General features: G+C 73.1%; 22 protein-coding genes and 1 riboswitch. Of the genes, 14 read left to right on the top strand and 8 right to left on the bottom strand.

The window, feature by feature from the left end:
- Positions 1–63 precede the first annotated feature (63 nt).
- The 3 genes from ACFQU3_RS20880 to ACFQU3_RS20870 all read left to right on the top strand — a co-directional run bounded on the left by ACFQU3_RS20880 (position 64) and on the right by ACFQU3_RS20870 (position 3,172).
- The gene (locus ACFQU3_RS20880) at positions 64–2,256 is read left to right on the top strand and encodes a hypothetical protein (protein WP_385913369.1); all 2,193 of its coding nucleotides are present in this window, start codon (positions 64–66) and stop codon (positions 2,254–2,256) included.
- A 119-nt stretch (positions 2,257–2,375) separates the two neighbouring features.
- The gene (locus tag ACFQU3_RS20875) at positions 2,376–2,696 is read left to right on the top strand and encodes an ArsR/SmtB family transcription factor (RefSeq protein ID WP_385913367.1); all 321 of its coding nucleotides are present in this window, start codon (positions 2,376–2,378) and stop codon (positions 2,694–2,696) included.
- Entirely contained in the window at positions 2,693–3,172 is a 480-nt protein-coding gene (locus tag ACFQU3_RS20870; protein WP_385913365.1) for an SRPBCC family protein, read from the top strand. Before ACFQU3_RS20875 ends, ACFQU3_RS20870 begins: the two co-directional genes overlap by 4 nt.
- Positions 3,173–3,287: 115 nt before the next feature.
- On the opposite strand, the gene ACFQU3_RS20865 is transcribed toward ACFQU3_RS20870, so the two are convergent.
- The 4 genes from ACFQU3_RS20865 to ACFQU3_RS20850 are packed head-to-tail and all read right to left on the bottom strand — an operon-like array spanning position 3,288 to position 6,847.
- Positions 3,288–4,019 carry a glycosyltransferase family 2 protein gene (locus tag ACFQU3_RS20865; RefSeq protein WP_385913363.1) on the bottom strand — a complete coding sequence of 244 codons (732 nt, stop codon included), beginning with the start codon at positions 4,017–4,019 and terminating at the stop codon, positions 3,288–3,290.
- A 14-nt stretch (positions 4,020–4,033) separates the two neighbouring features.
- Positions 4,034–4,921: a DUF5926 family protein gene (locus tag ACFQU3_RS20860; protein WP_385913361.1), complete on the bottom strand. Its 888-nt coding sequence runs from the start codon at positions 4,919–4,921 to the stop codon at positions 4,034–4,036.
- Positions 4,922–4,949: 28 nt separating this feature from the next.
- Positions 4,950–6,401: an LLM class flavin-dependent oxidoreductase gene (locus ACFQU3_RS20855; protein ID WP_385913359.1), complete on the bottom strand. Its 1,452-nt coding sequence runs from the start codon at positions 6,399–6,401 to the stop codon at positions 4,950–4,952.
- 11 nt (positions 6,402–6,412) lie between these two features.
- Positions 6,413–6,847 carry an ATP-binding protein gene (locus ACFQU3_RS20850; protein ID WP_385913357.1) on the bottom strand — a complete coding sequence of 145 codons (435 nt, stop codon included), beginning with the start codon at positions 6,845–6,847 and terminating at the stop codon, positions 6,413–6,415.
- Positions 6,848–7,221: 374 nt separating this feature from the next.
- Between ACFQU3_RS20850 and ACFQU3_RS20845 the strand changes: the two genes are divergently transcribed.
- The 4 genes from ACFQU3_RS20845 to ACFQU3_RS20830 all read left to right on the top strand — a co-directional run bounded on the left by ACFQU3_RS20845 (position 7,222) and on the right by ACFQU3_RS20830 (position 11,701).
- A complete protein-coding gene (locus ACFQU3_RS20845) occupies positions 7,222–7,941 on the top strand; it encodes a PadR family transcriptional regulator (RefSeq protein WP_385913355.1) in 720 nt (239 codons plus the stop codon).
- Between the two features lie 152 nt (positions 7,942–8,093).
- Entirely contained in the window at positions 8,094–9,608 is a 1,515-nt protein-coding gene (locus ACFQU3_RS20840) for a cobyric acid synthase (RefSeq protein ID WP_385913353.1), read from the top strand.
- Entirely contained in the window at positions 9,605–11,038 is a 1,434-nt protein-coding gene (cobF, locus tag ACFQU3_RS20835; protein WP_385913351.1) for a precorrin-6A synthase (deacetylating), read from the top strand. The genes ACFQU3_RS20840 and cobF overlap by 4 nt, the downstream gene beginning before the upstream one ends.
- 27 nt (positions 11,039–11,065) lie before the next feature.
- On the top strand, positions 11,066–11,701 hold the full coding sequence (locus ACFQU3_RS20830; RefSeq protein ID WP_385913349.1) for a hypothetical protein: 636 nt from the start codon (positions 11,066–11,068) through the stop codon (positions 11,699–11,701).
- On the opposite strand, the gene ACFQU3_RS20825 is transcribed toward ACFQU3_RS20830, so the two are convergent.
- The gene (locus ACFQU3_RS20825) at positions 11,698–12,273 is read right to left on the bottom strand and encodes a dienelactone hydrolase family protein (protein ID WP_385913347.1); all 576 of its coding nucleotides are present in this window, start codon (positions 12,271–12,273) and stop codon (positions 11,698–11,700) included. The genes ACFQU3_RS20830 and ACFQU3_RS20825 overlap by 4 nt on opposite strands.
- Positions 12,274–12,334: 61 nt before the next feature.
- Between ACFQU3_RS20825 and ACFQU3_RS20820 the strand changes: the two genes are divergently transcribed.
- On the top strand, positions 12,335–12,958 hold the full coding sequence (locus ACFQU3_RS20820; RefSeq protein ID WP_385913345.1) for an ArsR/SmtB family transcription factor: 624 nt from the start codon (positions 12,335–12,337) through the stop codon (positions 12,956–12,958).
- A 108-nt stretch (positions 12,959–13,066) separates the two neighbouring features.
- Here ACFQU3_RS20820 and cobN read toward each other — a convergent pair whose 3' ends face one another.
- Complete coding sequence (cobN, locus tag ACFQU3_RS20815) at positions 13,067–16,732, bottom strand: cobaltochelatase subunit CobN (protein WP_385913343.1); 3,666 nt, start codon at positions 16,730–16,732, stop codon at positions 13,067–13,069.
- Between the two features lie 41 nt (positions 16,733–16,773).
- A riboswitch (cobalamin riboswitch) is annotated at positions 16,774–16,909 on the bottom strand.
- Between the two features lie 42 nt (positions 16,910–16,951).
- Here cobN and ACFQU3_RS20810 point away from each other — a divergent pair.
- From ACFQU3_RS20810 to ACFQU3_RS20785, 6 genes are all read left to right on the top strand, one after another.
- Positions 16,952–17,725: a GNAT family N-acetyltransferase gene (locus ACFQU3_RS20810; RefSeq protein WP_385913341.1), complete on the top strand. Its 774-nt coding sequence runs from the start codon at positions 16,952–16,954 to the stop codon at positions 17,723–17,725.
- A gap of 45 nt (positions 17,726–17,770) precedes the next feature.
- Positions 17,771–18,976 (top strand): precorrin-3B synthase, encoded by a 1,206-nt coding sequence (locus ACFQU3_RS20805; protein WP_385913339.1) that lies wholly within the window; start codon positions 17,771–17,773, stop codon positions 18,974–18,976.
- Between the two features lie 17 nt (positions 18,977–18,993).
- The gene (locus ACFQU3_RS20800) at positions 18,994–19,641 is read left to right on the top strand and encodes a precorrin-8X methylmutase (protein ID WP_385913956.1); all 648 of its coding nucleotides are present in this window, start codon (positions 18,994–18,996) and stop codon (positions 19,639–19,641) included.
- Positions 19,642–19,706: 65 nt separating this feature from the next.
- The gene (locus ACFQU3_RS20795; RefSeq protein WP_385913954.1) at positions 19,707–21,224 is read left to right on the top strand and encodes a precorrin-2 C(20)-methyltransferase; all 1,518 of its coding nucleotides are present in this window, start codon (positions 19,707–19,709) and stop codon (positions 21,222–21,224) included.
- Positions 21,225–21,333: 109 nt separating this feature from the next.
- Positions 21,334–21,948 carry a methyltransferase domain-containing protein gene (locus tag ACFQU3_RS20790; RefSeq protein WP_385913338.1) on the top strand — a complete coding sequence of 205 codons (615 nt, stop codon included), beginning with the start codon at positions 21,334–21,336 and terminating at the stop codon, positions 21,946–21,948.
- A gap of 103 nt (positions 21,949–22,051) precedes the next feature.
- On the top strand, positions 22,052–22,510 hold the full coding sequence (locus ACFQU3_RS20785) for a hypothetical protein (RefSeq protein ID WP_385913336.1): 459 nt from the start codon (positions 22,052–22,054) through the stop codon (positions 22,508–22,510).
- Between the two features lie 15 nt (positions 22,511–22,525).
- On the opposite strand, the gene ACFQU3_RS20780 is transcribed toward ACFQU3_RS20785, so the two are convergent.
- Complete coding sequence (locus ACFQU3_RS20780; protein ID WP_385913334.1) at positions 22,526–22,909, bottom strand: hypothetical protein; 384 nt, start codon at positions 22,907–22,909, stop codon at positions 22,526–22,528.
- Positions 22,906–23,700, bottom strand: coding sequence for a CbtA family protein (locus tag ACFQU3_RS20775; RefSeq protein ID WP_385913332.1), 795 nt, complete (start codon positions 23,698–23,700; stop codon positions 22,906–22,908). The genes ACFQU3_RS20780 and ACFQU3_RS20775 overlap by 4 nt, the downstream gene beginning before the upstream one ends.
- Position 23,701: the final 1 nt, after the last annotated feature.

Below are 23,701 nucleotides of genomic sequence, written 5' to 3'. Positions count from 1 at the left end.
CCGCTCGATTCCAGCCCGTGACCTCGCCCTCGGTGAACAGCCCCGGTTTGTAGTCTGTCCTGCGTGATCCGCAGCCACCCCGTCAAGACGCTCGTCGTCCTGCTCCTGGTGCTGGTGGCTGCGCTCACGCTCGCGTACGTCAAGCGCACGAGCGTGCCGGTGCCGCCGACGACGCAGCCCAAGCCCGGCGAGTCCCTCGTGGTCGTCGGCCTCGGCGGTCTCGCCTGGGACGACGTCTCGGCGAAGGACACCCCGACCCTCTGGGGCCTGCTGCGTGACGGCTCGGCTGCGTCGGTGTCGGTCAAGAGCCTGCGCCTGACGACGTGCCCCACCGACGGATGGGCCACGGTGTCGGCCGGCGAGGCGGCCGGTCCCGAGACGAGCGACCAGCGCCCGGCGTGCACGTCGCTCCCCTCGGTCGCCGGTGACGCGACCAGCGGGTTCCGGGTCGTCGGCTTCGACGCCCTGGCGTCGGCATCCCGGGAAGCAGAGTTCCGAGCCCAGCTCGGGTTGCTCGGCGACAGCTTCGCCGATGCGAAGACGTGTGTGCAGGCCGTCGGCCCCGGCGCGGGCCTGGCCGCGGCGACGTCCGACGGCAAGGTCGCGAAGTACGCGCCGTTCCAGGCCACGACCCTCGTGTCCGACCTCGCGCAGTGTCCCGTGAGCATCGTCGACGTCGGAGGCATCGACGCGACCGATCCGGACCCGAGGCGCCAGGTCGAGAGGATCAACGGCATCGAACGCCGCATCGACCTCGTCCTCGACGCGATGCCCAACGGCGCCGACCTCGTCGTCGTGGGCCTCGCGGACCGCGACCGGCAGGAGCGACTGCGGCTGCTGACGGCCACCGGACCGCACTACGGCCCGGGCCTGCTGGCATCGGCCTCCACCCGGTTGTCCGGGGTCGCGCAGCTCTCCGACATCACGGCCACGATCCTGCAGCGCGGTGGCGTCCAGTCGAGCGCGGCGATCGGCGGCCGCGCCCTCAGCGTCGTGCCGTCGCCCAACAACAGCGAGTCGACCGCGGCGAGCAAGCTGACCGTCCTCACCGACATCGACACGAAGGCCGACGCGATGCACCGCATCGTCGCGCCCTTCCTCGTCATCTGGCTGAGCGCCACAGCCCTGGCCATGTTGGTGCTGTGGACCGTCGTCCGCCGCGCCCGCCCGTGGAACCGGCGCCTGACCCGGGCGCGGGTGCTGCGCCTCGTGCGGCTCGTCGGGCTCGTCTCGTCGGCGATGCCCGCCTCGACGTTCCTCGCCAACCTCGTGCCGTGGTGGCGCTGGTCGACGAACACGCTCGTCCTCACCGCCATGCTGCTCGTGCTCGTCCTCGTCGTCAGCTCCCTCCTGGCGCTGGTCTGCCTCAAGGGCCCGTGGAGCAGCTCCGCGCTCGGCCCGCTGGCGGCGATGTCGGCCATCACGGCCGGTGTCATCGGCGTGGACCTGCTCACCGGCTCCCACCTGCAGATCTCCTCGATCTTCGGACTCCAGCCGCTCGTCGGCGGCCGCTTCTACGGGATGGGCAACGTCGCCTTCGCGCTGTATGCCGCCGCCGTCCTGCTGCTCTGCGCCGCCCTGGCGCACGCGCTGGTCCGGCGGGATGCCCCGCGGCTCGCGGTCTTCGCGGTCGTCGTCGTCGGTGGTGTCGCGCTCGCGGTCGACGTGCTGCCGGCGTGGGGAGCCGACTTCGGCGGGCCGATCGCGCTCGTCCCGGCGCTCGGCTTCCTGCTCATGGGCGTCATGGGGTGGCGCACGTCGGTCCGCAACCTCGTGTTCGTCGTCCTCGCGGCGGGCCTCGTCGTGGGCCTCGTCTGCTACCTCGACTGGCGCCGCCCCGAGGCGGACCGCTCGCACCCCGGGCGCTTCCTCCAGACCGTCATCGACGGCGGCGCGTGGGACGTCATGTCGCGCAAGCTCTTCGCGAACATCTCGCTGGCGGTGCACCTGCCGGTGCTGCTCGTGCTCGTCGTCCTGCTCATGGCGCTCGTCGTCCTCATCGTGGCCCGGCCCGGCATCCTCGGCACAGAGCCGTTGCGGCGCCTGCTCGACGAGGCGCCGCTCATGCACCGCGGCCTCGTCTCGATCATCGCCATGACAGTCATCGGGTTCCTCACCAACGACTCCGGGGCGGCGATCCCCCCGGTCGCGGCGATCTTCACCGTGCCGCTCGTCGTGTCGGCGGTCATGCACTTCCTGTCTATCGAGGCACGTAACGCGCCGGTCCGACGCCGCCGCGACCGCCACCACCTGTAGGACTCGAGCCACCCTGACGGCTCCGAGCACCCGGTGCACGGGTGGCTCCGGACCGAGGCCGTGGCTTCGACGCGGGAGGCCTTGACACCGGCCACTCGGTAAGTTCACACTTACCGTTCGTGGGGACTTACGAATGGCCGGACGAGTGGATGCTCCTCGGTGACCGCACCCGCCGCTCCATCGTCGAGTGCCTGGCAGAACGCCCCCTCGCCGTGGGCGAGCTGGCCGACCTGTTGCCCGTCAGCCGCCCGGCCGTCTCCCAGCACCTCAAGGTGCTCAAGGAGGCCGGCCTCGTGAGCGAGCACGCCGTCGGGACCCGGCGCATCTACCACCTCGACCCCGTCGCCGTGAGCGCCCTGCGCGACCAGCTCGACACGTTCTGGAGCCGCGCCCTGAGCGGCTACGAGCAGACCGTCAACCAGCCAGAGGAGAAGCCATGACCCAGCCGGACACTGTCGTCCGTCGCGACGTCCTCGTCGAGGCGCCCGTCGAGAAGGCATTCGCCGCGTTCACCGATCGCTTCGGCGACTTCAAGCCCCGCGAGCACAACCTGCTCGCCGCCCCCATCGCCGAGACGGTCTTCGAGGGCCGCGTCGGCGGCCACATCTACGACCGTGCCGTCGACGGAACCGAGTGCCGCTGGGCCCGGGTACTCGCCTGGGAGCCGCCGCACCGCGTCGTCTTCAGCTGGGACATCAGCCCTCGCTGGGAGCTCGTCGAGGACCCGGAGCTCACCAGTGAGGTCGAGGTGCGCTTCGTGGCCGAGGGACCCGACCGGACCCGCGTCGAGCTCGAGCACCGCAACCTCGACCGGCACGGTCCCGGCTGGGAGTCCGTCCGCGACGGTGTCGCCGACGACGCCGGCTGGCCGCTCTACCTCGGGCGGTTCGCCGACCTCCTCGGCGTGCGCAACTGACGGCACCGAACCGTCCGAACGGCGGCGAGCCACCCTGAAGGCGTCGAGCCACCAGCGTGCGGGTGGTTCGGGACCGCGAGAGTGGCCCGGAACCGCGAGGGTGGCTTCGGGGCCGTCAGCCGGGGCCGAGGCGCCGGCGCAGGCGGCGCACACCGAGGGCGAGGGCCACGTCGCGGTACTGGGCGGCGCGGTGCACCTGGGAGCGCCAGTCGGCGCCGGTGACCCGGTGCTGCAGGTCGCACGGCACCTCGAGGATCGTCAGCCCGGCGTCGAGCACGTCGATCGTCATGCCGACCTCGACGCCCCACCCGCGTGCGAACGGCGTGGCCGCGGCGACGGCGGCCGACGACAGGCAGCGCATGCCCGACAGCGGCTGGACCGGTGACCACCCGGTCAGCTCCTCGATGCCGCGCCGGGCGAGGCCGAGGACGAGCCCGTGCCCGCCCGCGCTGCCGACCTGCTGCGGCAGCGTCGCGATGGTGAGGTCGGCCTCTCCGCGGGCGACGGGGCCCACGAGCGCCCCGACGGCGGGCGCCGACGACTCGAGGTCGGCGTCGGCGAAGAGCACTGACGTGCTGGCGTCGAGGCGGCCGACCCGGCGCAGGCCGTTGACGCGCCCGAGACCGCTCATCATGGCGTCGGCCTTGCCGTGGTTGCGCACGTGCCGCACGACCTCGGCCCCCTCGCGGGCCGCGACGGCGGCCGTGCCGTCGGTCGAGCCGTCGTCGACGACGATGACGGCGGCGACGCCGGGGATCGCGCGCACACCATGGATCGTCTCGGCGATCCGGGCGGCCTCGTCCTTCGCGGGGATGACGACGGCGACGGACAGGGGCGGGGTCGTCATCGGGCTCCGTCCGCTCAGCGCAGCGTGACCTGGCGGTTCGTCAGGCCGGCCTTGGCCCCGCGCTCGGCGGCGGTCAGCGGCTCGGTCGAGGCGGCGGCCGCGTCGATGCGCGTCTTCATCGCAGCGACGGCGTCCTCGAAGTCGGCGGCCTCCGAGCCGGGGTCGACCTCCCACACCGGGATGAGCAGACCGCTCGACCGGAAGCAGCCGAGCAGGCGGCCGTTCTCACCGAGGTGGCTCTCACCGGCGGCGTGCAGGCGGGCCAGGGCGTTCGTGGCGGTGTCCTCGTCGAAGGGCAGCACCCACCGGACGTAGGTGCGCTCGCCGATGCGGCACCAGAACGCGGACGGAGCGGCGTCGAGCTTGGCGGTCGGGATGGCGGACTCGTTGGCGCGCTCGAGCGACTCCTTGCCCTCGGCGTCGAGCTCGGCGTCGGCGACCCAGAAGTCGAAGCCCTCGTGCAGCTCGAGCTCGAACGGTGCGTCGAGGTCGAGGATGTCCTGGAGACGCGCGCTGTCGGCCGTCGACACGGGCAGCGTCGCCACGGGCGCGCCGGCCTCGGCGGCCGAGGCGAGCGCGATCGCCTGGGCGATGTCGCGGCTCGTGTCGCCACTCGCGTTGCCGGACTGGATGCCGACGAGCACCTCGCCGGCCTCGCGGTGCAGGCCGGGCCAGGCGAGCGGGAGCACCGTCGCGATGGTCACCTCGTCCGGCGCACCCTCGGGGGCCTTGCCCTTCGCGAAACGCACCGTGGCGGTCGCGGCCGGGACGATCTCGCGCATCGCGACCCAGTCCGTCTCGTTGGGCAGCCCCTCGAAGGGCCGGGCCACGAAGGGCGCGGGGAGGGGACGTGCGGAACGGTCAGCGCGCTCGCCGCGCGGTCGACGTGATGCCTTACCCATGCGCGCCACCCTAGTGGCCCGGTGCGGGTCAGCCGAACGCGGTCGCGAGGGGCTCGAGAGCGAGCACGTCGTCGGGACGCGCGAGCCCGACAGGCGCGACGAAGGCTGTCGTCACACCGCGCTCGGCGAGCCCGGCAAGGCGGTCGGCGTGCTCGGACGCGGTGCCGGCGTGGTGCAGCGACGCGAAGGCGGCGGCCGGCGTGCGGCCGCGGTGCCGCTCCACCCGTGTCCACACGTCGTCACGGTCGCTGCCGACGAGCGGCAGGTCGAGCACCGTGGCGTGCACCTCGGAGACGTCGCGTCCCCGCTCGCGGACGAGCGCGAGGTAGTGCTCGAGCTTCGCGAGCCCGGCGTCGTCCGAGGGCACGTTGCAGCCGTCGCCGAGACGCGCCGCGATGCGAAGGGTGCGCTTGCCGCCGCCGCCGACGAGCACCGGGATGGAGCCGGCCGGGCGCGGGTACGACGTCGTCTCGGGCAGCGAGACCCGGCGTCCGGCATATGGCTTGGTGCCCGGCGCCCAGAGCGCCTTCATCGTCTCGATGCCACGCTCGAGCGCATCCAGGCGTTCTCCTGCTGCAGGAAACCCCAGCCCGTATGCCGTGTGCTCGCGTTCCCACCAGCCGGCGCCGACCCCGACGAACGTCCGCCCACCGGCGAGCGCCGACAGGGTCGCCGCCGCCTTGGCGGTGATGCCGGGCGCCCGGAAGGTCACGGGCGTGACCAGCGTGCCGAGCTGGAGCCGGGTCGTGGACGCGGCGAGGGCACCGAGCGTGACCCACGGTTCCGGGATGGGATCCCAGGCCCGGCCGACCTGTGGGATCTGGATGAGGTGGTCCATGAGGGCGAGCCCCGTGAGGCCCGCCTCCTCCGCGGCGGCGGCCATGGCCAGCAGCCAGGCGAGCAGGTCGCCCTCCGCCGGGAAGCGCGACAGCTGGAGCACGACGCCGCGCAGGCCCGTCGCCGCCGAGCCGGGCTCGGACGCGGCGCGGGGGCCGGGCCCGGGCTCGGCCCCGCTCGGCCCGCCCGGCTCGACGCGGACGACCTGCCAGCCCTCCGACTCGAGCTCCGCCAGGGCGGCGGCGACCGAGGCGAGCTGGCTCATCAGCGCGCGCGCCGGAACGGGGCGGTCGCGGCCGGCGTTGCGGCTGCGGCACAGCGCTGCCGGGGTGTCGAGCACGACGGCGACGGACGGCATACCTGCCCGGTGCGCGGCGTCGTGCCAGCGTCTGCGGCGCACGGCATCGGTGCCGAGCGTGTCCACGACGGTCGTGAGCCCGCGGCCGAGGCGGGCGGCGACGACCTGCTCGAGGAGGGCGAACGCGTCGGCCGACGCGCCGAGGTCGTGCTCTCCGCTGCCGACGACGCCGCGGAGCGCGTCGGCCGACACGACCTCGGCGGCGCGGTAGCGCTCGGCCGCCCAGGTCGACTTGCCCGAACCGGAGGCGCCGACGAGCACGACGAGTGCCGGGTCGGGCAGCACCGGTGGGCGGCTCAGTGGGAACGGCGGCGGGACGGGCCGCCGAGCGAGGCCCAGACCGTGCGACCGTGCGGCTCGTCGATGACGCCCCACTCATGGGCGAGCGAACGCACGATGCGTAGCCCCCGACCCCCGGGGGCCCACATGGCCGGCGGCGCCGGACGCGGTGCGGTGGGGCCGCCGCCGTCGGAGACCTCGACCTCGACGACGTTGTTCTTGACCTTCCAGTGCACGCGGATGGCGCCGTCGGACAGCGGCTTGGCGTGGCGGATGGCGTTCGCGACGAGCTCGCTCACGACGATCTCCGCCTCGTCGATGACGAGCGACGGGACCTGCCGGGCCACGAGGTCCTCGACGAGCTCCTTGCGGATGCGCGGCGCAGCGGACGGCGCCCACTGGATGCGCACCGTGCGCTTCTCCCCCAGCGGCGTGGCCGGGACGTTGGTCATGGATCTCCTCGCGATCGCTTCGGCTCGACGGCCGTCCATACCCATACGGGCCGTCGATCCGCTCCGCTGTGTGCTCGCCACGTCACGTCCTCCTCACGGCGATTACGCATGCCCCCGCCGTCGAACCTAACCAAACCTGCGCCGTACCTCAATGAACCCTGTGACTTTTCCCGTGCCCCCGCCCCGCCGGCTCACCGATGCCATGTCGTCTAGAACTGCCGCTAGACGCCGGTAGACCTCGGGATCGACCTGCACTCCCGACTACCCCTCACCCGTACCCATCACATGGGCAGCTCTTGCATGACGAACAGTCGCGATATATCGTCAACCTATCGCGACTGTTCGTGAGTCGTGCAGGCATGAAGGAGAAGCACATGTATGGACACCGACACACCCGACGTGAGTCCGGTTGGGACGGCGGCGGCTGGGGCGGCGGCTGGGGTGGGGGCCACAGTGGTCCCCGCAACGGTCCCGGGTTCGGCCCCTGGGGCGGTCCCGGAGGACCGGGGGGCCCCGGCGGTCGGGGACGACCCGGCCCACCCCCGTGGGTCGCCGACCTCGTCCGCCACTTCGGCGGACCCGGCTTCGGCGCCGAGTTCGGCGGACGCCGCGGACCCCGCGCTCGACGCGGCGACGTGCGCGCCGCCATCCTCGACGTCCTCGCAGGCGACGAGATGAACGGCTACCAGCTCATCCAGCAGATCTCCGAGCGCACCGGCGGCGCGTGGAAGCCGAGCCCCGGCTCGGTCTACCCGACCGTCCAGCAGCTCGAGGACGAGGGGCTCGTCGAAGGCCGCGACGTCGAGGGCCGGCGACTGCTGCGCCTCACCGACGCCGGGCGCGCGTACGTCGAGGAGAACGCCGAGGAGATGGCCGCCACCTGGCGCCCCTTCGAGGAGTCAGCCGAGGAGGAGGGGGAGGCGCCGCCGCGCCACGGCGGCAGCGACCTCATGCCCATCGTCGGCCAGGTCATGGGCGCGATGTGGCAGATCGTCACGACGGGCACCTCGCAGCAGCGGGCCGAGGCCGCCGAGATCCTCACCGAGACCCGGCGCAAGCTCTACCACCTGCTCGCCGACGGCGACCCCGAGTGACAACCCGAGTGAGCCGACGAGTCAGCTGACTCGTTCGCTGCCGCACCCCGGGCACGCTCAGTCGTGCTCGGGGTGCAGTACGACGAAGGCGGAGTCGAGCCCAGCGCAGGACCCGCTCCGGTCAACGGCCGCCGGTCGGGCAGGATGGCCGAGTGGTCCAGCCCGCCCCCTCAGGTCTCCTCGTCGCCGGCACCTCCTCCGACGCCGGCAAGTCCGTCGTCGTCGCGGGCCTGTGCCGAGCACTCGTGCGCCGTGGCCTGCGCGTCGCCCCGTTCAAGGCGCAGAACATGTCGAACAACTCGATGGTGTGCCTCGACGGTGGCGAGATCGGGCGGGCGCAGTGGCTCCAGGCCGTCGCCGCACGCGTCGAGCCGACGACGGCGATGAACCCCGTCCTGCTCAAGCCGGGCACCGACCGCCGGTCGTTCATCGTCGTGCGGGGCGAGCCGGCCGGCACCCTCGAGGCGGGGCAGTATGCCGCCGGGCGGGCCCACCTGGCCGAGGCCGCCTTCGCGGCCTACCGGGAGCTCGCCGACGCGTACGACCTCGTCGTCTGCGAGGGCGCCGGGTCGCCGGCCGAGGTCAACCTACGCTCGGGCGACTACGTCAACCTGGGCCTGGCCCGCGAGTTCGGGCTGCCGGTCGTCGTCGTCGGCGACATCGACCGCGGTGGCATCCTCGCTGCCCTCTACGGCACGTGGGCGCTGCTCGCCGAGGAGGACCGTGCCCTGCTGAAGTCGTTCGTCATCAACAAGTTCCGCGGCGACGTGTCGGTGCTCGAGCCGGGCCTCGAGGAGATCACCGCACGCACCGGCGTGCCGTTCCACGGCGTCATCCCGTGGCTGCTCGACGTGTGGCTCGACAGCGAGGACACCCTCGAGGTCGGCCACTGGCGTGCGTCGACGGCGCTGTCGGCGACGGCCCGCGACCGCCTGAAGGTCGCCGTCGTGCGGTTCCCGCGGATCTCGAACGCCACCGACGTCGACGCGCTCGCGGCCGAACCCGGCGTCGACGTCCTCGTGACGGTCGACCCCGCCGTGGCAGACACTGCCGACCTGCTCGTGCTGCCCGGATCCCGTTCCACTGCAAGCGATCTCGCCTGGCTGCGTGAGCGCGGGCTGGCGGACGTCGTGGCGCGTCGGGTGGCGGCCGGGCGGCCGGTCCTCGGGGTGTGCGGTGGCTACCAGATGCTCGGGCAGGAGATCGAGGACGACGTCGAGGGCCGGGTCGGGGTCGTGCCCGGCCTCGGGCTGCTGCCCGTCCGGGTCGAGTTCGGCCAGGCCAAGGTGCTTGCCCGGCCGGCCGGCTCGTGGTCGGGCCACGGCGTCGACACGGCGTACGAGATCCACCACGGCATCGCGCGGCGCCTTCCGCCGTCGAACGGTGAGGTCGCCGATCCGCCTGCGGTGCATGGGTTCCTCGACGGCTGGCACGTCGGACCGGTGTGGGGGACGATGTGGCACGGCGCGTTCGAGAGCGACGACTTCCGACGAGCCTGGCTCGCGCAGATCGCCTCGGCAGTCGGGTCGCAGTGGCAGCCGCAGGCCGGCGCCCCGGGCTTCGCCGAGCGACGTGAGCGGATGCTCGACACCCTCGCCGACGCCCTCGAGCAGCACGTCGACATCGACGCCCTCCTCGCACTGACCCGAGCGGGGGCCACAGCGTGATCGAGCGGATCCGTGTCATCGGGATCGGGATGGGCAACCCCGAGCACGTCACCGGCGAGGCGGCCCGGGCGCTCGCGACGGTCGACGTCTTCCTCGTCGCCGACAAGGGCGAGGTGAAGTCAGACCTCGTCGCCGCCCGGCAGGCCGTGTGCGACGCCCTCATCCCCGCCGACCACGTGTACCGCGTCGTCGAGGTGCCCGACCCGCGGCGGGGGCCGGACGCCGAACGCGACGCGACGGCATACGACCGGGGGGTGCGCGACTGGCACGCGGCGCGCGTCGACGCGTACGCCGAGGTCATCGACGGACTCGCGGTCGCCGAGACGACGGTCGGCTTCCTCGTCTGGGGCGACCCGGCGTTCTACGACTCGACGATCCGGGTCGTCGACGCGCTGGTCGAGCGGTACGCCGCGTCCGGGGTCGCCGTCGAGAACGACGTCATCGCGGGCATCAGTGCGCCGCAGCTGCTCGCCGCCCGGCACCGCATCCCGCTCAACCGCATCGGCGCCCCGATCCACATCACGACCGGCCGCCGCCTCGTCGAGGAGTACGACGCCGCGCTCGGCGACGTCGTCGTCATGCTCGACGGGCACCTGGCGTGCGCGGGCCTGGTCGAGGCGTACCCGCAGCTCGAGCTCTTCTGGGGTGCCTTCCTCGGCTCGCCCGACGAGCTGCTCGTGCGGGGCCGGCTCGTCGACGTCGTCGAGGAGGTGCGTCTGGTGCGTGCCGAGGCCCGCGAGCGCCACGGCTGGGTCATGGACACCTACCTGCTGCGGCAGCCGACGGATGCGCCGGTGCCGCCTCGTGTCGGTCCGTCGGGCGCGCCCTTCCCGGCCGCCGGGACGCTCAGCGACGGTGTCATCGAGGTCAGGCCGCTCGGGCCCGGCGACTGGGAGGTCGTACGCGACGAGCACAACAACGAGGAGTCGCTGCGCTGGGGGTTCGACGGCGAGTCCCTGACCGACGACGATGCGCGGCGGATCGCCGCGGGGGCCGCGGTCGAGTGGCGGCGCGGGCGGGCGGCGCGGTTCGTCGTGGTCGACGCCGAGACGCGGCGAGGCGCCGGGATCATCGGTGTCATGCGGATGGGTCCGCCCGGGATCGGGCTCGTCGGCTACGGCGTCGTGCCGCACTTCCGCGGTCGCGGGTTCACGACGCGTGCGCTGCGGCTCGTGTCGGACTGGGCGTTCCGCGAGGCGGGACTCGCGCGGCTCGAGCTCGGCCACAAGGTCGAGAACGTGGCGTCGGGCAAGGCCGCGACGAAGGCCGGGTTCCGGGTCGAGGGCCGGCTGGCCCGGCGCCTGCCCAACCCCGACGGCACCCGGTCAGACGAGATCTACTACTCGCTGACGTCCGAGTCGGAGCCGACTCAGCCGACCGAGCCGACCGAGCCGACCGAGCCGACCGAACCGGCCGAACCGAGTCGCTGAGCCGTGGCGCGCGGCTAGGGTGCCGCTGTGGACGACAGGGGACGCGACGCGACGGCACTCGGCGACGGGCACGTCGTGCCTGACGACCTGCCGGTGCGGGCCGAGCAGTCGAAGCTGCGACGCCCAGCCGCGTGGTCGCTGGCCCTCGGCGCCGCGTCGCTCGTGCCGATGTCGTGGGCTGCCTTCGTGTCCCGAGCGGACCGCCGGCTCGTGATCGGTGACTCCGACTCCGGCGCGACTTTCGAGCCGGCGATGCTGCTCGCGTTCGCGGCGGGCGTGTTCTCCTGTGTCTGGCTCGTCAGACTCCAGTGGTTGCTCCTCCGCGCTCGACGGCTCCACACGCAGGCCACCGACCTGGGCCTCTGGGTCATGTGGGTTCTACCGATCGTCAGCTGGATCCTCCCGGCCGTGCGGATCTCGCGCATGGACAAGGCGATCCACGGCACACGGTCGTGGACGGTGTGGGCCTGGGCGGTCCTCTGGACGGCGCTGACGATGCCTCGACTGTGGTCACCGGACGACCCGACCACACCGCCCCAGGGCGAACGGGGGCTGCTCTTCGCGGCGACGTCCATCGTGACGTACGCGCACTGGGCCGTGGTCACCGTGCGGCTGACCCGCGGTGCCGAGGTCGTCGCGCACGAGACGGGCCTGGACGCCTAGAGCCGCGCGAGGAAGGCGACGACGCGCTGGTGGACGAGCGCGGCAGCGTCCGGGTCGTAGGCCGCCGTGCTCGCATCGGCGAAGAGGTGGCCGCACCCGGCATACGTGAAGAGCTCGCCGTCCTGCGCTGCTGCCACGATCTCACGGGCCGCGTCGACGTCGCCCTCGTCCATGAAGAACTCGTCGGCCTCGCCGCCGTGGACCTGCACCGGGACCACGGCCGGCCACTCGGGCGCGAACTCGCCGAGCGGGATCGCCGAGTCGAGCAGGACGGCGCCGCGTGCACCGGGCCGGGTCTGTGCGAGCCTCTGGGCGGGCAAGACACCGAGCGAGAACCCTGCGTAGACGAGGTCGTCGGGCAGGCCCTCGGCAGCGGCGACCCCCTGGTCCAGCAGGCTCTGGAAGCCGATGGCCCGCGCGTTGGCCATGCCCTCGTCGAGGGTCGTGAAGGTCTTGCCGTCGTAGAGGTCCGGGGCGTGGACCGTGTGGCCTTCGGAGCGCAGGGCGTCGGCGAAGGCGCGGAAGCCCTCGGTCTGGCCCTGCGCGTGGTGGAAGAGGATGACCTCGGCCATGCTGGCTCCTGTGCTCGTCGGTTACCGCTCTGTCAATCCAACAATCTAGACTGATCCAACTATGTCGATCAATAGCCCGCTGCCGGACTACGAGCTCCCCGACACGGTGGAGCTGACGACGCCTGCCCAGCTGCGCGCCATCGCCGACCCGCTCCGCTCGTCGCTGCTCGACCTCGTCCTCGAACGCGCCGCGACCGTCTCGGAGCTCGCCACCGCGGTCGGCCGGCCCAAGAGCACCGTCGCCCACCACGTCGGCGTCCTCGTCGACGCCGGGATGCTCCGTGTCGTGCGGACCCGGCGCGTGCGCGCCATCGACGAGCGCTACTACGGCCGCACCGGGCGCACGATCACGATCGGGGTCGTCCGTCGTCCGGGCGACATGACGACCCCGGTCTGCGTCAACGGTCTGTCGGTCGCGGCCGCCGAGTCGGTGCCGGCCCACGAGGACGACACGCTCTACAGCACGCTGCGCCACGTCCGCATCCCACGAGAGAGCGCATCGCAGTTCTGGCGTCGCGTCGAGGCACTGGTGCGCGAGTTCACCGCCCTGCCGCGGTCGGGCGACACCGTCTACGGGTTCGCCGTCGGCCTCTACCCCACCGACCAGCCCGTCCTCCCCGAGGCCGAGCCGGAGGCCCAGCCCGAGGCCCAGCCCGCGCAGGACCCGTCCACCGACCCGGCCTGATCGGGCGCGAGATCCCGCACCTGCTGCGCCTGGACGACACCGGCTGCGCGACCTGGCGCGCGATCACGCCGCGGCGGACGGCATACGCCAGCGGCTCCCTGACGCCGGTCAGTCCTCGAGGTCGCCCTCGACGTCGAGGTAGACCTGCTGGAGCTCGGCGAGCAGGTCGGCGTCCGGCTCCTCCCACAAGCCGCGCTCGACGGCCTCGTGCAGACGCTCGATCATGCCGTGCAGCGCCCACGGGTTCGCGTGCTGGAGGAAGTCGCGGTTCTCCTTGTCGAGCACGTACGTCTGGGCGAGCTGCTCGTACATCCAGTCCGTGACGACGCCGGCGGTCGCGTCGAAGCCGAAGAGGTAGTCGACCGTCGCGGCCAGCTCGAACGCGCCCTTGTACCCGTGCCGACGCATCGCGGCGATCCACCGCGGGTTGACGACGCGGGCGCGGAAGACGCGCGCCGTCTCCTCGGTGAGGCTGCGCGTGCGCACGGAGTCGGGCGTCGTCGAGTCGCCGACGTACGCCTTGGGCTCGCGGCCGGTCAGCGCGCGAACCGTCGCGACCATGCCGCCGTGGTACTGGAAGTAGTCGTCGCTGTCGGCGATGTCGTGCTCGCGCGTGTCGATGTTCTTGGCGGCGACGTCCATGCGCGCGTAGGTGCGCTCCATGTCCGCCCGAGCCGGTATGCCGTCCAGCTCGCGGCCGTAGGCGAAGCCGCCCCATGTCGCGTAGACCTCCGCGAGGTCCGCATCGGACCGCCAGCTGCCCGACTCGATGAGCGGCAGGATGCCGGCGCCGTACGAGCCGGGCTTCGACCCGAAGATGCGGGTCGTGGCCCGACGCTCGTCGCCGTGCTCGGCGAGGTCGGCCGCGACGTGGGCGAGCAGGTAGTTGTCCTCGGGCGACTCGTCGAGCTCGGACACGAGGCGCACGGCGTCGTCGAGCATCACGATGACGTGCGGGAAGGCATCGCGGAAGAACCCGGAGATCCGCACCGTGACGTCGATCCGCGGGCGGCCGAGCTCCGTGAGCGGGATGGGGTCGAGGCCGACGACGCGGCGCGACATCTCGTCCCACCGGGGCCGCACGCCGAGCAGCGCGAGGACCTCGGCGATGTCGTCACCGGACGTGCGCATCGCCGACGTGCCCCAGACCGAGAGGCCGACCGAACGGGGCCACTCGCCCGTGTCGGCGCGGTGCCGGGCGAGCAGGTCGTCGGCGAGCGACTGGCCCGTCTCCCAGGCGAGCCGCGAGGGGATCGCCTTCGGGTCCACGGAGTAGAAGTTGCGACCGGTCGGGAGCACGTTGACCAGGCCGCGGAGCGGGGAGCCGGACGGGCCGGCGGGCACGTAGCCGCCGTCGAGGGCGTGCAGCACGGCATCGATCTCACCCGTCGTGGCGAGCAGGCGCGGGACGACCTCGCGGCACGCGAAGGCGAGCGAACGGCATACGCCATCGGTGTCGACGCCGCTGCCGGCGCGAGCGTCGGGACCGAGCTGGTCGTGCACGATACCGGGCACGGCGGGCGCGTCCCAGCCGGCCTCGGCGAGGGCGGCGACGAGCGCGCTCGCCCGCTCCTCGGCGTCGTCGACGGACGAACGCTCGGAGTGCCCCTCACTCAGACCGAGCGCCGTCCGCAACCCCGGCACGGCGCCCACGGCGCCGGCGAAGACCTGGTTGGCCCGCAGGATCGCGAGCACGAGGTTGGCGAGGGCCTCCCCGGTGGGGGCCTCACCGAGGACGTGGAGGCCGTCCCGGATCTGGACGTCCTTGACCTCGCACAGCCAGCCGTCGACGTGCATGACGAACTCGTCGAAGGCATCGTCATCGGGGCGGTCGGTGAGACCGAGGTCGTGGTGCATCTGCGCGGCCTGGATGAGGGTCCAGATCTCGGCGCGCAGGGCCGGCGCCTTGGCCGGGTCCATGACGGAGACGTTGCCGTACTCGTCGAGCAGCTGCTCGAGCCGGGCGATGTCGCCGTAGGACTCGGCGCGCGCCATCGGCGGCACGAGGTGGTCGACGATCGTGGCGTGGGCGCGGCGCTTGGCCTGGCTGCCCTCGCCCGGGTCGTTGACGAGAAAGGGGTAGACGAGCGGGATCGACCCGATCGTGGCGTCGGGCCCGCAGGCCGCGGAGAGGGCGAGGGTCTTGCCGGGGAGCCACTCGAGGTTGCCGTGCTTGCCCATGTGGACGATGGCGTGCGCGCCGAAGTCCCTTGCGAGCCAGTCGTACACGGCGAGGTAGTGGTGCGTCGGCGGAAGGTCCGGGTCGTGGTAGATGGCGATCGGGTTCTCGCCGAAGCCGCGCGGCGGCTGAACGAGCACGACGACGTTGCCCGCGCGGATGCTCGCTGCGACGAGCTCGCCGTCGGCGTCGGTGTGGCGGTCCACGAAGACCTCGCCCGGCGCCTCGCCCCAGTGCTCGGTCACGGCGTCGCGCAGCCCGGCCGGCAAGCGGTCGAAGTGCTCGCGGTAGCGGGCGGCGGGGATGCGCACGGGCTGGCCCGACAGCTGCTCCTGGGTCAGCCAGTCCTCGTCCTGGCCGCCGGCCTCGATGAGGGCGTGGATGAGCGCGTTGCCGGCCGTCGTGTCGGGGCTCTCGCCCTCGACCGGCTCGAGCGGCCCGGTGCCCGGGATGTCGCCGGCCTCGCCGAGGTCGTAGCCGGCGTCACGCATGGCGCGGAGCAGCCGGATGATCGACACCGGCGTGTCGAGGCCGACGGCGTTGCCGATGCGCGAGTGCTTCGAGGGGTACGCCGACAGGACGATCGCGACGCGTCGCTCGGCGGGTGGGGTGTGCCGCAGGCGTGCGTGGTTGACGGCGAGGGTCGCGAGGCGGGTGCACCGCTCGAGATCGGGGACGTAGTGCGGCAGCCCGTCGGCGTCGGTCTCCTTGAAGGAGAAGGCGTTCGCGATGATGCGCCCGTCGAACTCGGGCACCGCCACCTGGGTCGCGACGTCGAGCGGGCTCATCCCGTCGTCGCTCGCGTCCCACTGCTCGCGGCCCCACGTGAGGCAGAGCCCCTGGATGATCGGCACGTCGAGCGCGGCGAGCGCCTGCACGTCCCACGCCTCGTCGTCCTCGCCGGCCCCCGCACCGGCCGGCTTCGTGCCGCCGGCCGCGAGCACCGTCGTCACGAGCACGTCGTATGCCGTGAGGTGCTCGAGGAGGTCGGCCGGGGCGTCACGCAGCGACGAGACGTGCACCGGCACACCGACACCACCAGCGGCGTCGACGGCGTCGGCGAGGGCGTGGACGTAGGCGGTGTTCTCCGCGGCGAACTGGGCGCGGTAGAAGAGGATCCCGACGCGCGGGCGCTGGCCGGCAGCAGCGGCCGGCAGCGGGTCCGGCCGGTCGAGCACGCCCCAGGTCGGCATCGCGACCGGTGGCTCGAACCCCTCGCCCGTCATGAGGAGCGTGTCACCGAGGAACGCGTGCAGCTCCCGGAGGTTCGCCGCGCCCCCCTCCGCCAGGTAGCGATGCGCCTCCGCGACGACACCGGGCGCCACGGTCGAGAGGTCCATGAGCGCGGCGTTGGGGGTCTGCTCGCCGCCGAGGACGACCATCGGCTTGCCCGTCTCGCGGATGCGGCGGAACCCGTCGCACAGGTCCTGCGGTCCGCCGAGGATGCGGGCCACGACGATGTCGGCGGCCTCGATCGCCTCGGCCATCGAGGTGTGGCCGGGTCGTGACGGGTTGGCGAGCAGGTAGTCGGCACCACTCCCGCGGGCACACAGCAGGTCGGTGTCTGACGTCGAAAGCAGCGCGATGCGCGTCACTGGGGTCTCCTCGGCGGGGTGTCCACGCCCCGCGGTCGTAAAGGATGTGAAGCGCTGCCGGCAGTTCCTGACTCACCGACCCTCGTGGGGCGGGCTCACAGTGGCGGGACCGTCCCGGACTCTCACCGGGTTCCTGGTCGACGACGCTGCGGCCACCCTAGCGGGTCGTCACCTCGCCGTTCGGCTGCGGGCCGTCCCGCTGCTGGCTAGCGTGCCAACGTGACCGATCCCAGGGTGGCCGCGGTGGAGGGCAACCTCATCGCGCAGTTCCGGCTGCTCGCCTCCACAGAGGACGTGCGGGCGCTGCCCGACGAAGACGTCATCGCGTACACGAGCGACGTCCCGTTCGCGCTCTTCAACGGGATCAGCGGTGCACGGTTCGCCCCGGGCTCCGAGGCGCGACGCACGGCCGAGGTCGTCGACCGCTACCTCGCCCGCGGCCTCCCGTTCCTGTGGTGGGCCACGCCGTCGACGATGACGCCGCAGATGGATGCCGTGCTGCGCTCGCGCGGTCTCGCGCCGAGTGCCGAGCCCGGCATGCACGTGCCGCTCACAGCACCGCTCGACCCGCGCACGCCGCCGGGGGTCGAGGTCGCGGTCAGCCCCGTGACGCCGGAGCTCGTCGAGGTCATGACCGCCGGCTTCGGCTTCCCGGACTTCGTCTCCGAGCCGCTGCTGCGCGCGCTGGAATCGGTGCCCGCCGACGTCGCCTTCCACGTCATCGCGCGGCTCGAGGGTGAGCCGGTGAGCGCGGGCTCGGTGTTCCGCACCGCTGCCACCGCCGGCATCTACAACATCGCCACCGTGGGGTCTGCGCGGCGGCGGGGCCTGGGGTATGCCGTCACCGCCACCCTCATGAACGTGGCGCGTGAGAGGGGCTGCACGGAGGCCGTCCTCATGGCGTCCACGATGGGTCGGCCGACCTACGAACGACTCGGTTTCGTGGAGGTCTGCCAGATGCCCCAGTACGTCTGGGTGCCCGAGAGCGGCTGAGACGTCGTTCTCGCGGACGCGCGATGCGGGCCTACCATGTGCCGCGTGACTGCCCCGACGCGCCGACCGCGCCAGTCGGCGGACGCCTGCCCCGGGGTGGGCCGCCCGTTCGTGGCTGTCGACGGCTCGATCGTGCGGCTCCGACCGGCCGGGCGACCGGTATCAGTCGAGGCTCTCGAGCGCCTGCTCGATCTCGTTGACGCACAGTCCGATCCAGCCGTCCAGCTGACCTCTCGTGCGGCCCTCCAGCTGCGCGGCCTGCCAGACCCCCTGACGTCCCGGGTCCGGGCCTCGATCGAGTCCACCGGTCTCGTGCCGTCGGCGTCGCACGAGCTCGTCCGCAACGTCGTCGCCTCGCCGCTCTCGGGCCTGGACGACGCCGGCCACTGCGACGTGCGTCACGTCTCGCGGTCTCTCGACGCCGCCCTCTGCGCCGACCCCGACCTCGCGCGACTGGGTGGTCGTTTCCTCTTCGCGCTCGACGACGGACGCGGCGACGTCATCCGCGAGACCTTCGACCTCGGCGTGCTCGCCACGGGCGGCGGCCGCTGCGTCGTGCTCGCGGGCAGCACGGACCGGGGCTGGGACGTCCCGCTCGAGGCCGCCGTGCCGACGCTCGTCGCGCTGGCCCGCGAGTTCGTCGAGCGGACCCGAGGCGGTGAGACCGCTTGGCACGTGCACGAGCTCGACGCCCCACTCGGCCGGGCGCCCACGACCCACGTGGACCTTCCGCGCCACCCCGGACGTCCGCTCGGTGCGGTCGGCGACCACGCCGTCGTCGCCGTCCCGCTCGGCCTGCTCCGCCGGGAGCACGTCATCGCGCTCGCGCAGGTGACCGACGAGGTGCGTGTCACTCCCTGGCGCTCGCTCGTCGTCGAGCACGGAGCCGCGGCCCTGGCCCACCTCGAGGACGCCGGTCTCGCCACCCGTCCCGAGTCGGCGTGGCACCGACTGCACGCCTGCACGGGTCTGCCCGGCTGCGCCCGTTCGGCCCTCGACACCCGGGCCCTGGCCCATGAGCTCGCTCCCATCCTTCCCGCCGGACGCCTTCCCGTGCATGTCAGCGGGTGCGAGCGGCGCTGCGGCACGCCGTCGACGGCATACGTCGACGTCCTGGCGCCGGCGTCGCTCGACGACGCCCTCCGGCAGGTCCGCAACGACACCCCACCCCGTCGAGTGGGCACTTCCACCCGGGGTGAAAGTGCCCACTCGACTCGAGAAGCAGCAGAGCAGGAGAACCCGTGGACGTGAGCACCGAGCACGGCACCATGGCCCGTCCGACGAGGCGGTACGACTACGTCACCGACGGCGCCGAGATCTACCGCCGGTCGTTCGCCACCATCCGCGCGGAGGCTCGCCTCGACCACCTGCCGGAGGACGCGCGCGTCGTCGCCGTGCGGATGGTCCATGCGAGCGGTGACGTCCACCTCACCGAGCACATCGCCGTCCACCCGCGCCTCGTGTCCGCGGCCCGCGGCGCCCTGCGGGCCGGCGCACCGGTCCTTACCGACGCCCACATGATCGCCTCGGGCATCACCCGGGCGCGGCTGCCCCGCGACAACGAGGTCGTCTGCACGCTCCGTGACGAGCGCGTGCCGGCCCTCGCGCAGGCGTGGGGCACCACCCGGTCGGCTGCAGCCGTGTCGCTGTGGGGTGACCGCCTCGACGGCTCCGTCGTCGCGATCGGCAACGCCCCGACCGCCCTGTTCCACCTGCTCGAGACCATCGCCGACGGAGGTCCCCGTCCGGCCGCGATCGTCGGCATCCCCGTCGGCTTCATCGGCTCGGCCGAGTCGAAGACCGCCCTCGCCGAGAACCCGTTCGACATCCCCTGGCTCGTCGTCCACGGGCGCCGCGGGGGCTCCGCACTCGCCGCGTCCGCGGTCAACGCGCTGGCTCGCGAGGAGGAGCTGTGAGCGCCACGACCCCGACCGCGCCCGTCGCCGCCACCGCCACGGGCACGACCGGGACGGCGGGCTGGCTGCGCGGCGTGGGCGTCGGCCCGGGGGACCCCGAGCTCGTCACCGTCAAGGCCGCGCGGCTCATCGGCGAGGCGGACGTCGTCGCCTTCCACAGCGGACCGCGCGGCGACTCCATCGCCCGGCGCATCGCCGCCTCGTACTTCACCGACGACGTCGTCGAGGAGCTGCTCGTCTACCCCGTGACGACGGGCAGCACCGACCACCCACTCGGCTACCACGGGCTCATGGCCGACTTCTACGACGAGTCCGCGGACCGCCTTGCCGCACACCTCGACTCGGGTCGCAACGTGGTCGTCCTCGCCGAGGGCGACCCGCTCTTCTACGGCACGTACATGTACCTCCACGACCGACTCGCGGACCGCTACGACACTGCCGTCGTCCCGGGCGTCACGTCCGTCAGCGGCTCGGCTGCCGCCGTCGCGACCGGCCTGTGCCGGCACGAGGACGTGCTGACGATCTTGCCCGGCACCCTGCCGGTCCCCGAGCTCGCTCGCCGCCTCGCCGACACGGAGGCGGCTGTCGTCATGAAGCTCGGCCGCACCTTCGAGAACGTCCGCGAGGCGCTGCGCCAGGCCGGCCGGCTCGACGAGGCGCGCTACGTCGAGCGCGCGAGCTCGGACGCCGAGCGCGTGCTCGCCGTCGCGGACGTCGATGCCTCGACGGTGCCGTACATGTCGATGGTCGTCGTCCCCGGCAAGGACCTGCGCGCCGACGACGCCGGCCGGGCTGCATCGTCGACGCCAGCGGCATCCGCTTACCGGCGAGCCGAGCCGGCTCCCAGCGTCGTCGGCGAGGTCGTCGTCGTGGGTCTCGGCCCCGGACCCGACCGGTGGTTGACCCCCGAGGCGACCGCAGCGCTCGCCGAGGTCGGTCACGTGGTCGGCTACGCGCCCTACGTCAACCGGGTCCCGCAGCGCGCCGGCCTGACCCGCCACGCCTCGGGCAACACCGTCGAGGTGGACCGCGCCCGCGACGCCCTCGAGCTGGCCCGCAAGGGCGAGCGGGTCGCTGTCGTCTCCGGCGGCGACGCCGGCGTCTTCGGCATGGCGTCAGCGGTCTTCGAGGCGGCGGAGACGTACGGCTACGGCGACGTGCCGGTGCGCGTCCTGCCCGGCGTCACCGCGGCGCAGGCGGTCGCCGCACGGGCCGGTGCCCCGCTCGGCGGCGACTTCGCGGTCATGTCACTCTCCGACCGCCTCAAGCCGTGGTCGGTCATCGAGCGGCGGCTCCGGGCCGCCGCCTCGGCCGACCTCGTCATCGCCCTCTACAACCCCGCGTCGCGCAGCCGCACCGAACAGGTCGCCCGGGCGCGCGAGGTCCTCCTCGGGGAGCGCGTCCCCGACACCGTCGTCGTCGTCGGTCGCGACGTCGGTCGGGCCGAGGAGTCCCTGACGGTGACGACGCTCGGCGACCTCGACCCGTCGACCATCGACATGAAGTGCCTCGTCGTCGTCTGCGCGAGGGGCACCCGCGTCACCGACGGCGGCCAGGTCTGGACCCCCCGCTTCGTCGACTGAGCACCCGGAAGCCACGCGCGGGCGGCACGCCGCGAGGCTTCCCGGACACGTCCACGCGGGCGATACTGCGCGTATGGGTGGCTGCTGCGAACCTGCCGGGTACGACACCATGTTCGGCACCCGCTTCTCCCGTCACCTCGCCAAGCGCTACCGCAGGCGCGGACTGGACCGGACTGCGTCGCGCATGGTCGAGTTCCTCGCCGCACAAGGGGTCGTCGGCGCCAGCGTCCTCGAGATCGGCGGGGGCGTCGGGGCGATCCAGCTGGAGCTGCTGCGACGGGGTGCGGCCAGTGCCACCAACCTGGAGCTGGCTGACTCCTACGACGCTGATGCCGCCGCCCTCGCCGCGGAGGCCGGCGTCGCCGACCGCATCAGCCGCCGGCGCCTGGACCTGGCGCGTTCCCCCGAGGCCGTCGAGCCGCACGACATCGTGGTGCTGCACCGGGTCGTGTGCTGCTACCCGGACTACGAGGAGCTGCTCGCGGCTGCCGCTGACCACGCCGGTCGCCTGCTCGTGTTCAGCCACCCGCCACGCAACCTGTTGACCCGCTCAGCCACGGCGGCCGAGAACCTGTGGTTCCGGGTGCGCGGCATCGCCTTCCGCACCTACGCGCACGACCCTGGCGCCATGACCGCTGCCGTGCGGCGCGGACAGCTGGAGGTGAGCTACCGCCACGAGGGACTGGCGTGGCACATCGTCGGGTTCAGCAGTCCACCAGCCTGAAGGAGCCGAGCCAGGGACGACGGGCACCCGCGCCACCGACGACGGCCAGGTCCGGCCCCCCCGGTTCGTCCACGCCGATACGTGACGCGGCATGCTGGACGTCATGGATGACGAGTTCACCGACGGCGGGACCTCCGAGACCCGCGTCGGCATCGACGCACCGGCGGACGACGCGTTCACGGAGCACTTCACGAGCCCGATCTACAACGACGCCGAGGGCGAGTTCGCGCCGTTCGGCAACGACGAGGGTGCGGACCTGCTCGCTGAGTGGGCCGAGCGTGCCGACGAGCTCGGCCCGACCTCGACCGTGCGGGACCTGCTCGCCGACGGCTTCGACGACCCCGCGGACGTCGACGGCCTGGTCGCAGACCTCGACACCGAGGACGACGTCGACGCCGCCTTCATCATCGTCGGTGCCGGCTTCACGCTGCTGCGCCTGACCGGACTCATCGACGACGAGGGCCGTCGCCTGGTCCTCCGGGCGCTCAGCACGCTGGAACTGGCCTACGGGGAGCAGCCGGAGCTGACGCGGATGCGCGACGACCTCGAGTCGTTCGTCTGAGCTCGCTCAGCGCGCTCAGACCGCCGCCCAGGACAGGGCCAGACCGCTCGGTGCGAACGCCCGCCGTCCGATGGGGTCGGGCACGGGCCCCACGCCGGGACCACCCAGCCGCACCCAACGGGTGATCTCGTCGACCGCGGCGTCGTCGAGCACCGCTCGCAGCCAGACCGGACGCCCGCCGGCGCGACGGCCGGCGGGCGAGGGCGTCACGACGACGACGTTCGACTCGTCGCAGGCGAGCAGGCAGTCACTGCGCAGCACGCGCGCGTGACCCCGGGTGTCGGCCTCGAGCCGGGCGAGGAGCCCGTCGTGGTCGACCCCGGGGTGCTTGCGTTCCGTGCCGCAGCAGCAGTCACGGCAGACGCGGACGATGCAGACGTGCTCGCCGTATGCCGTCACGCCGAGACGGATGCGGAGGGCCCGCCCTGCGCGACGTCCTCCGCCGCGCGACGGGGCGCCGCAGCCCGCTCCATGAGCAGCCCGAAGACGAGCCCGAGCGTCAGCCACATGACCGCGAGCTGGGCCAGCGACGCGAGCCGGAAGTCCCAGAGCAGGGCAGCCGGCACGTCGGCCGGCACCGTGTCGGGCGATCCGGGCACGAGGACGAGCACGAGTGCGACGAGGACGACGACCGCGACCGTGTCGAGGGCCCAGCGCGTCGGCGCCGTCGTGCCGCGCCCCGCGACCCAGCGGTCGACTATGGGTACGACGAGGGCGATGGCGACCCCGAGGAGGAGGACGACGGCATACAGCATGGTGCGCCGGCCGACGGTCGCCGGGTCTCCCACGGCGGGTGGGTTCGACGGGATCTTCAGTGCCGGAAGAAGACTCACGGCCGAGAAGGCCACGGCGGCGAGCACCATGGAGCGCCCGAAGTCGCCACGTTCGGGCAGCCGATCCCGGAGCCGTGCGAAGACCACGGCGAAGATGACGCCGACCGCGACCGCGACGAGGACCGAGGTGACGGCACCGCCGACGACCTGAGCCGCGCGCGAGACGAGAGGCTCGCCGTCGCCGTGGGCGTGCAGGGCCAGCGGTGCGGACTGGCCGCCGTGGAGCGAGCGCGCGTCCTCGACCGCGAGGGCGCGGCGGATGACGGGCTCGACGACGAGCCAGATGACGACCGCCGCCGCGAGGCCGGCGCACACGCCGGCCAGGACTCCGCGCCGCAGCACGGAGCCGAAGCTCATC

Origin of the sequence: Terrabacter sp. GCM10028922 (genome assembly GCF_042666095.1) — a bacterium.
Lineage (GTDB): Bacteria > Actinomycetota > Actinomycetes > Actinomycetales > Dermatophilaceae > Terrabacter.
The sequence above is the reverse complement of the archived record's forward strand: the minus strand, read 5'-3'. Positions and strand labels throughout refer to the sequence as shown.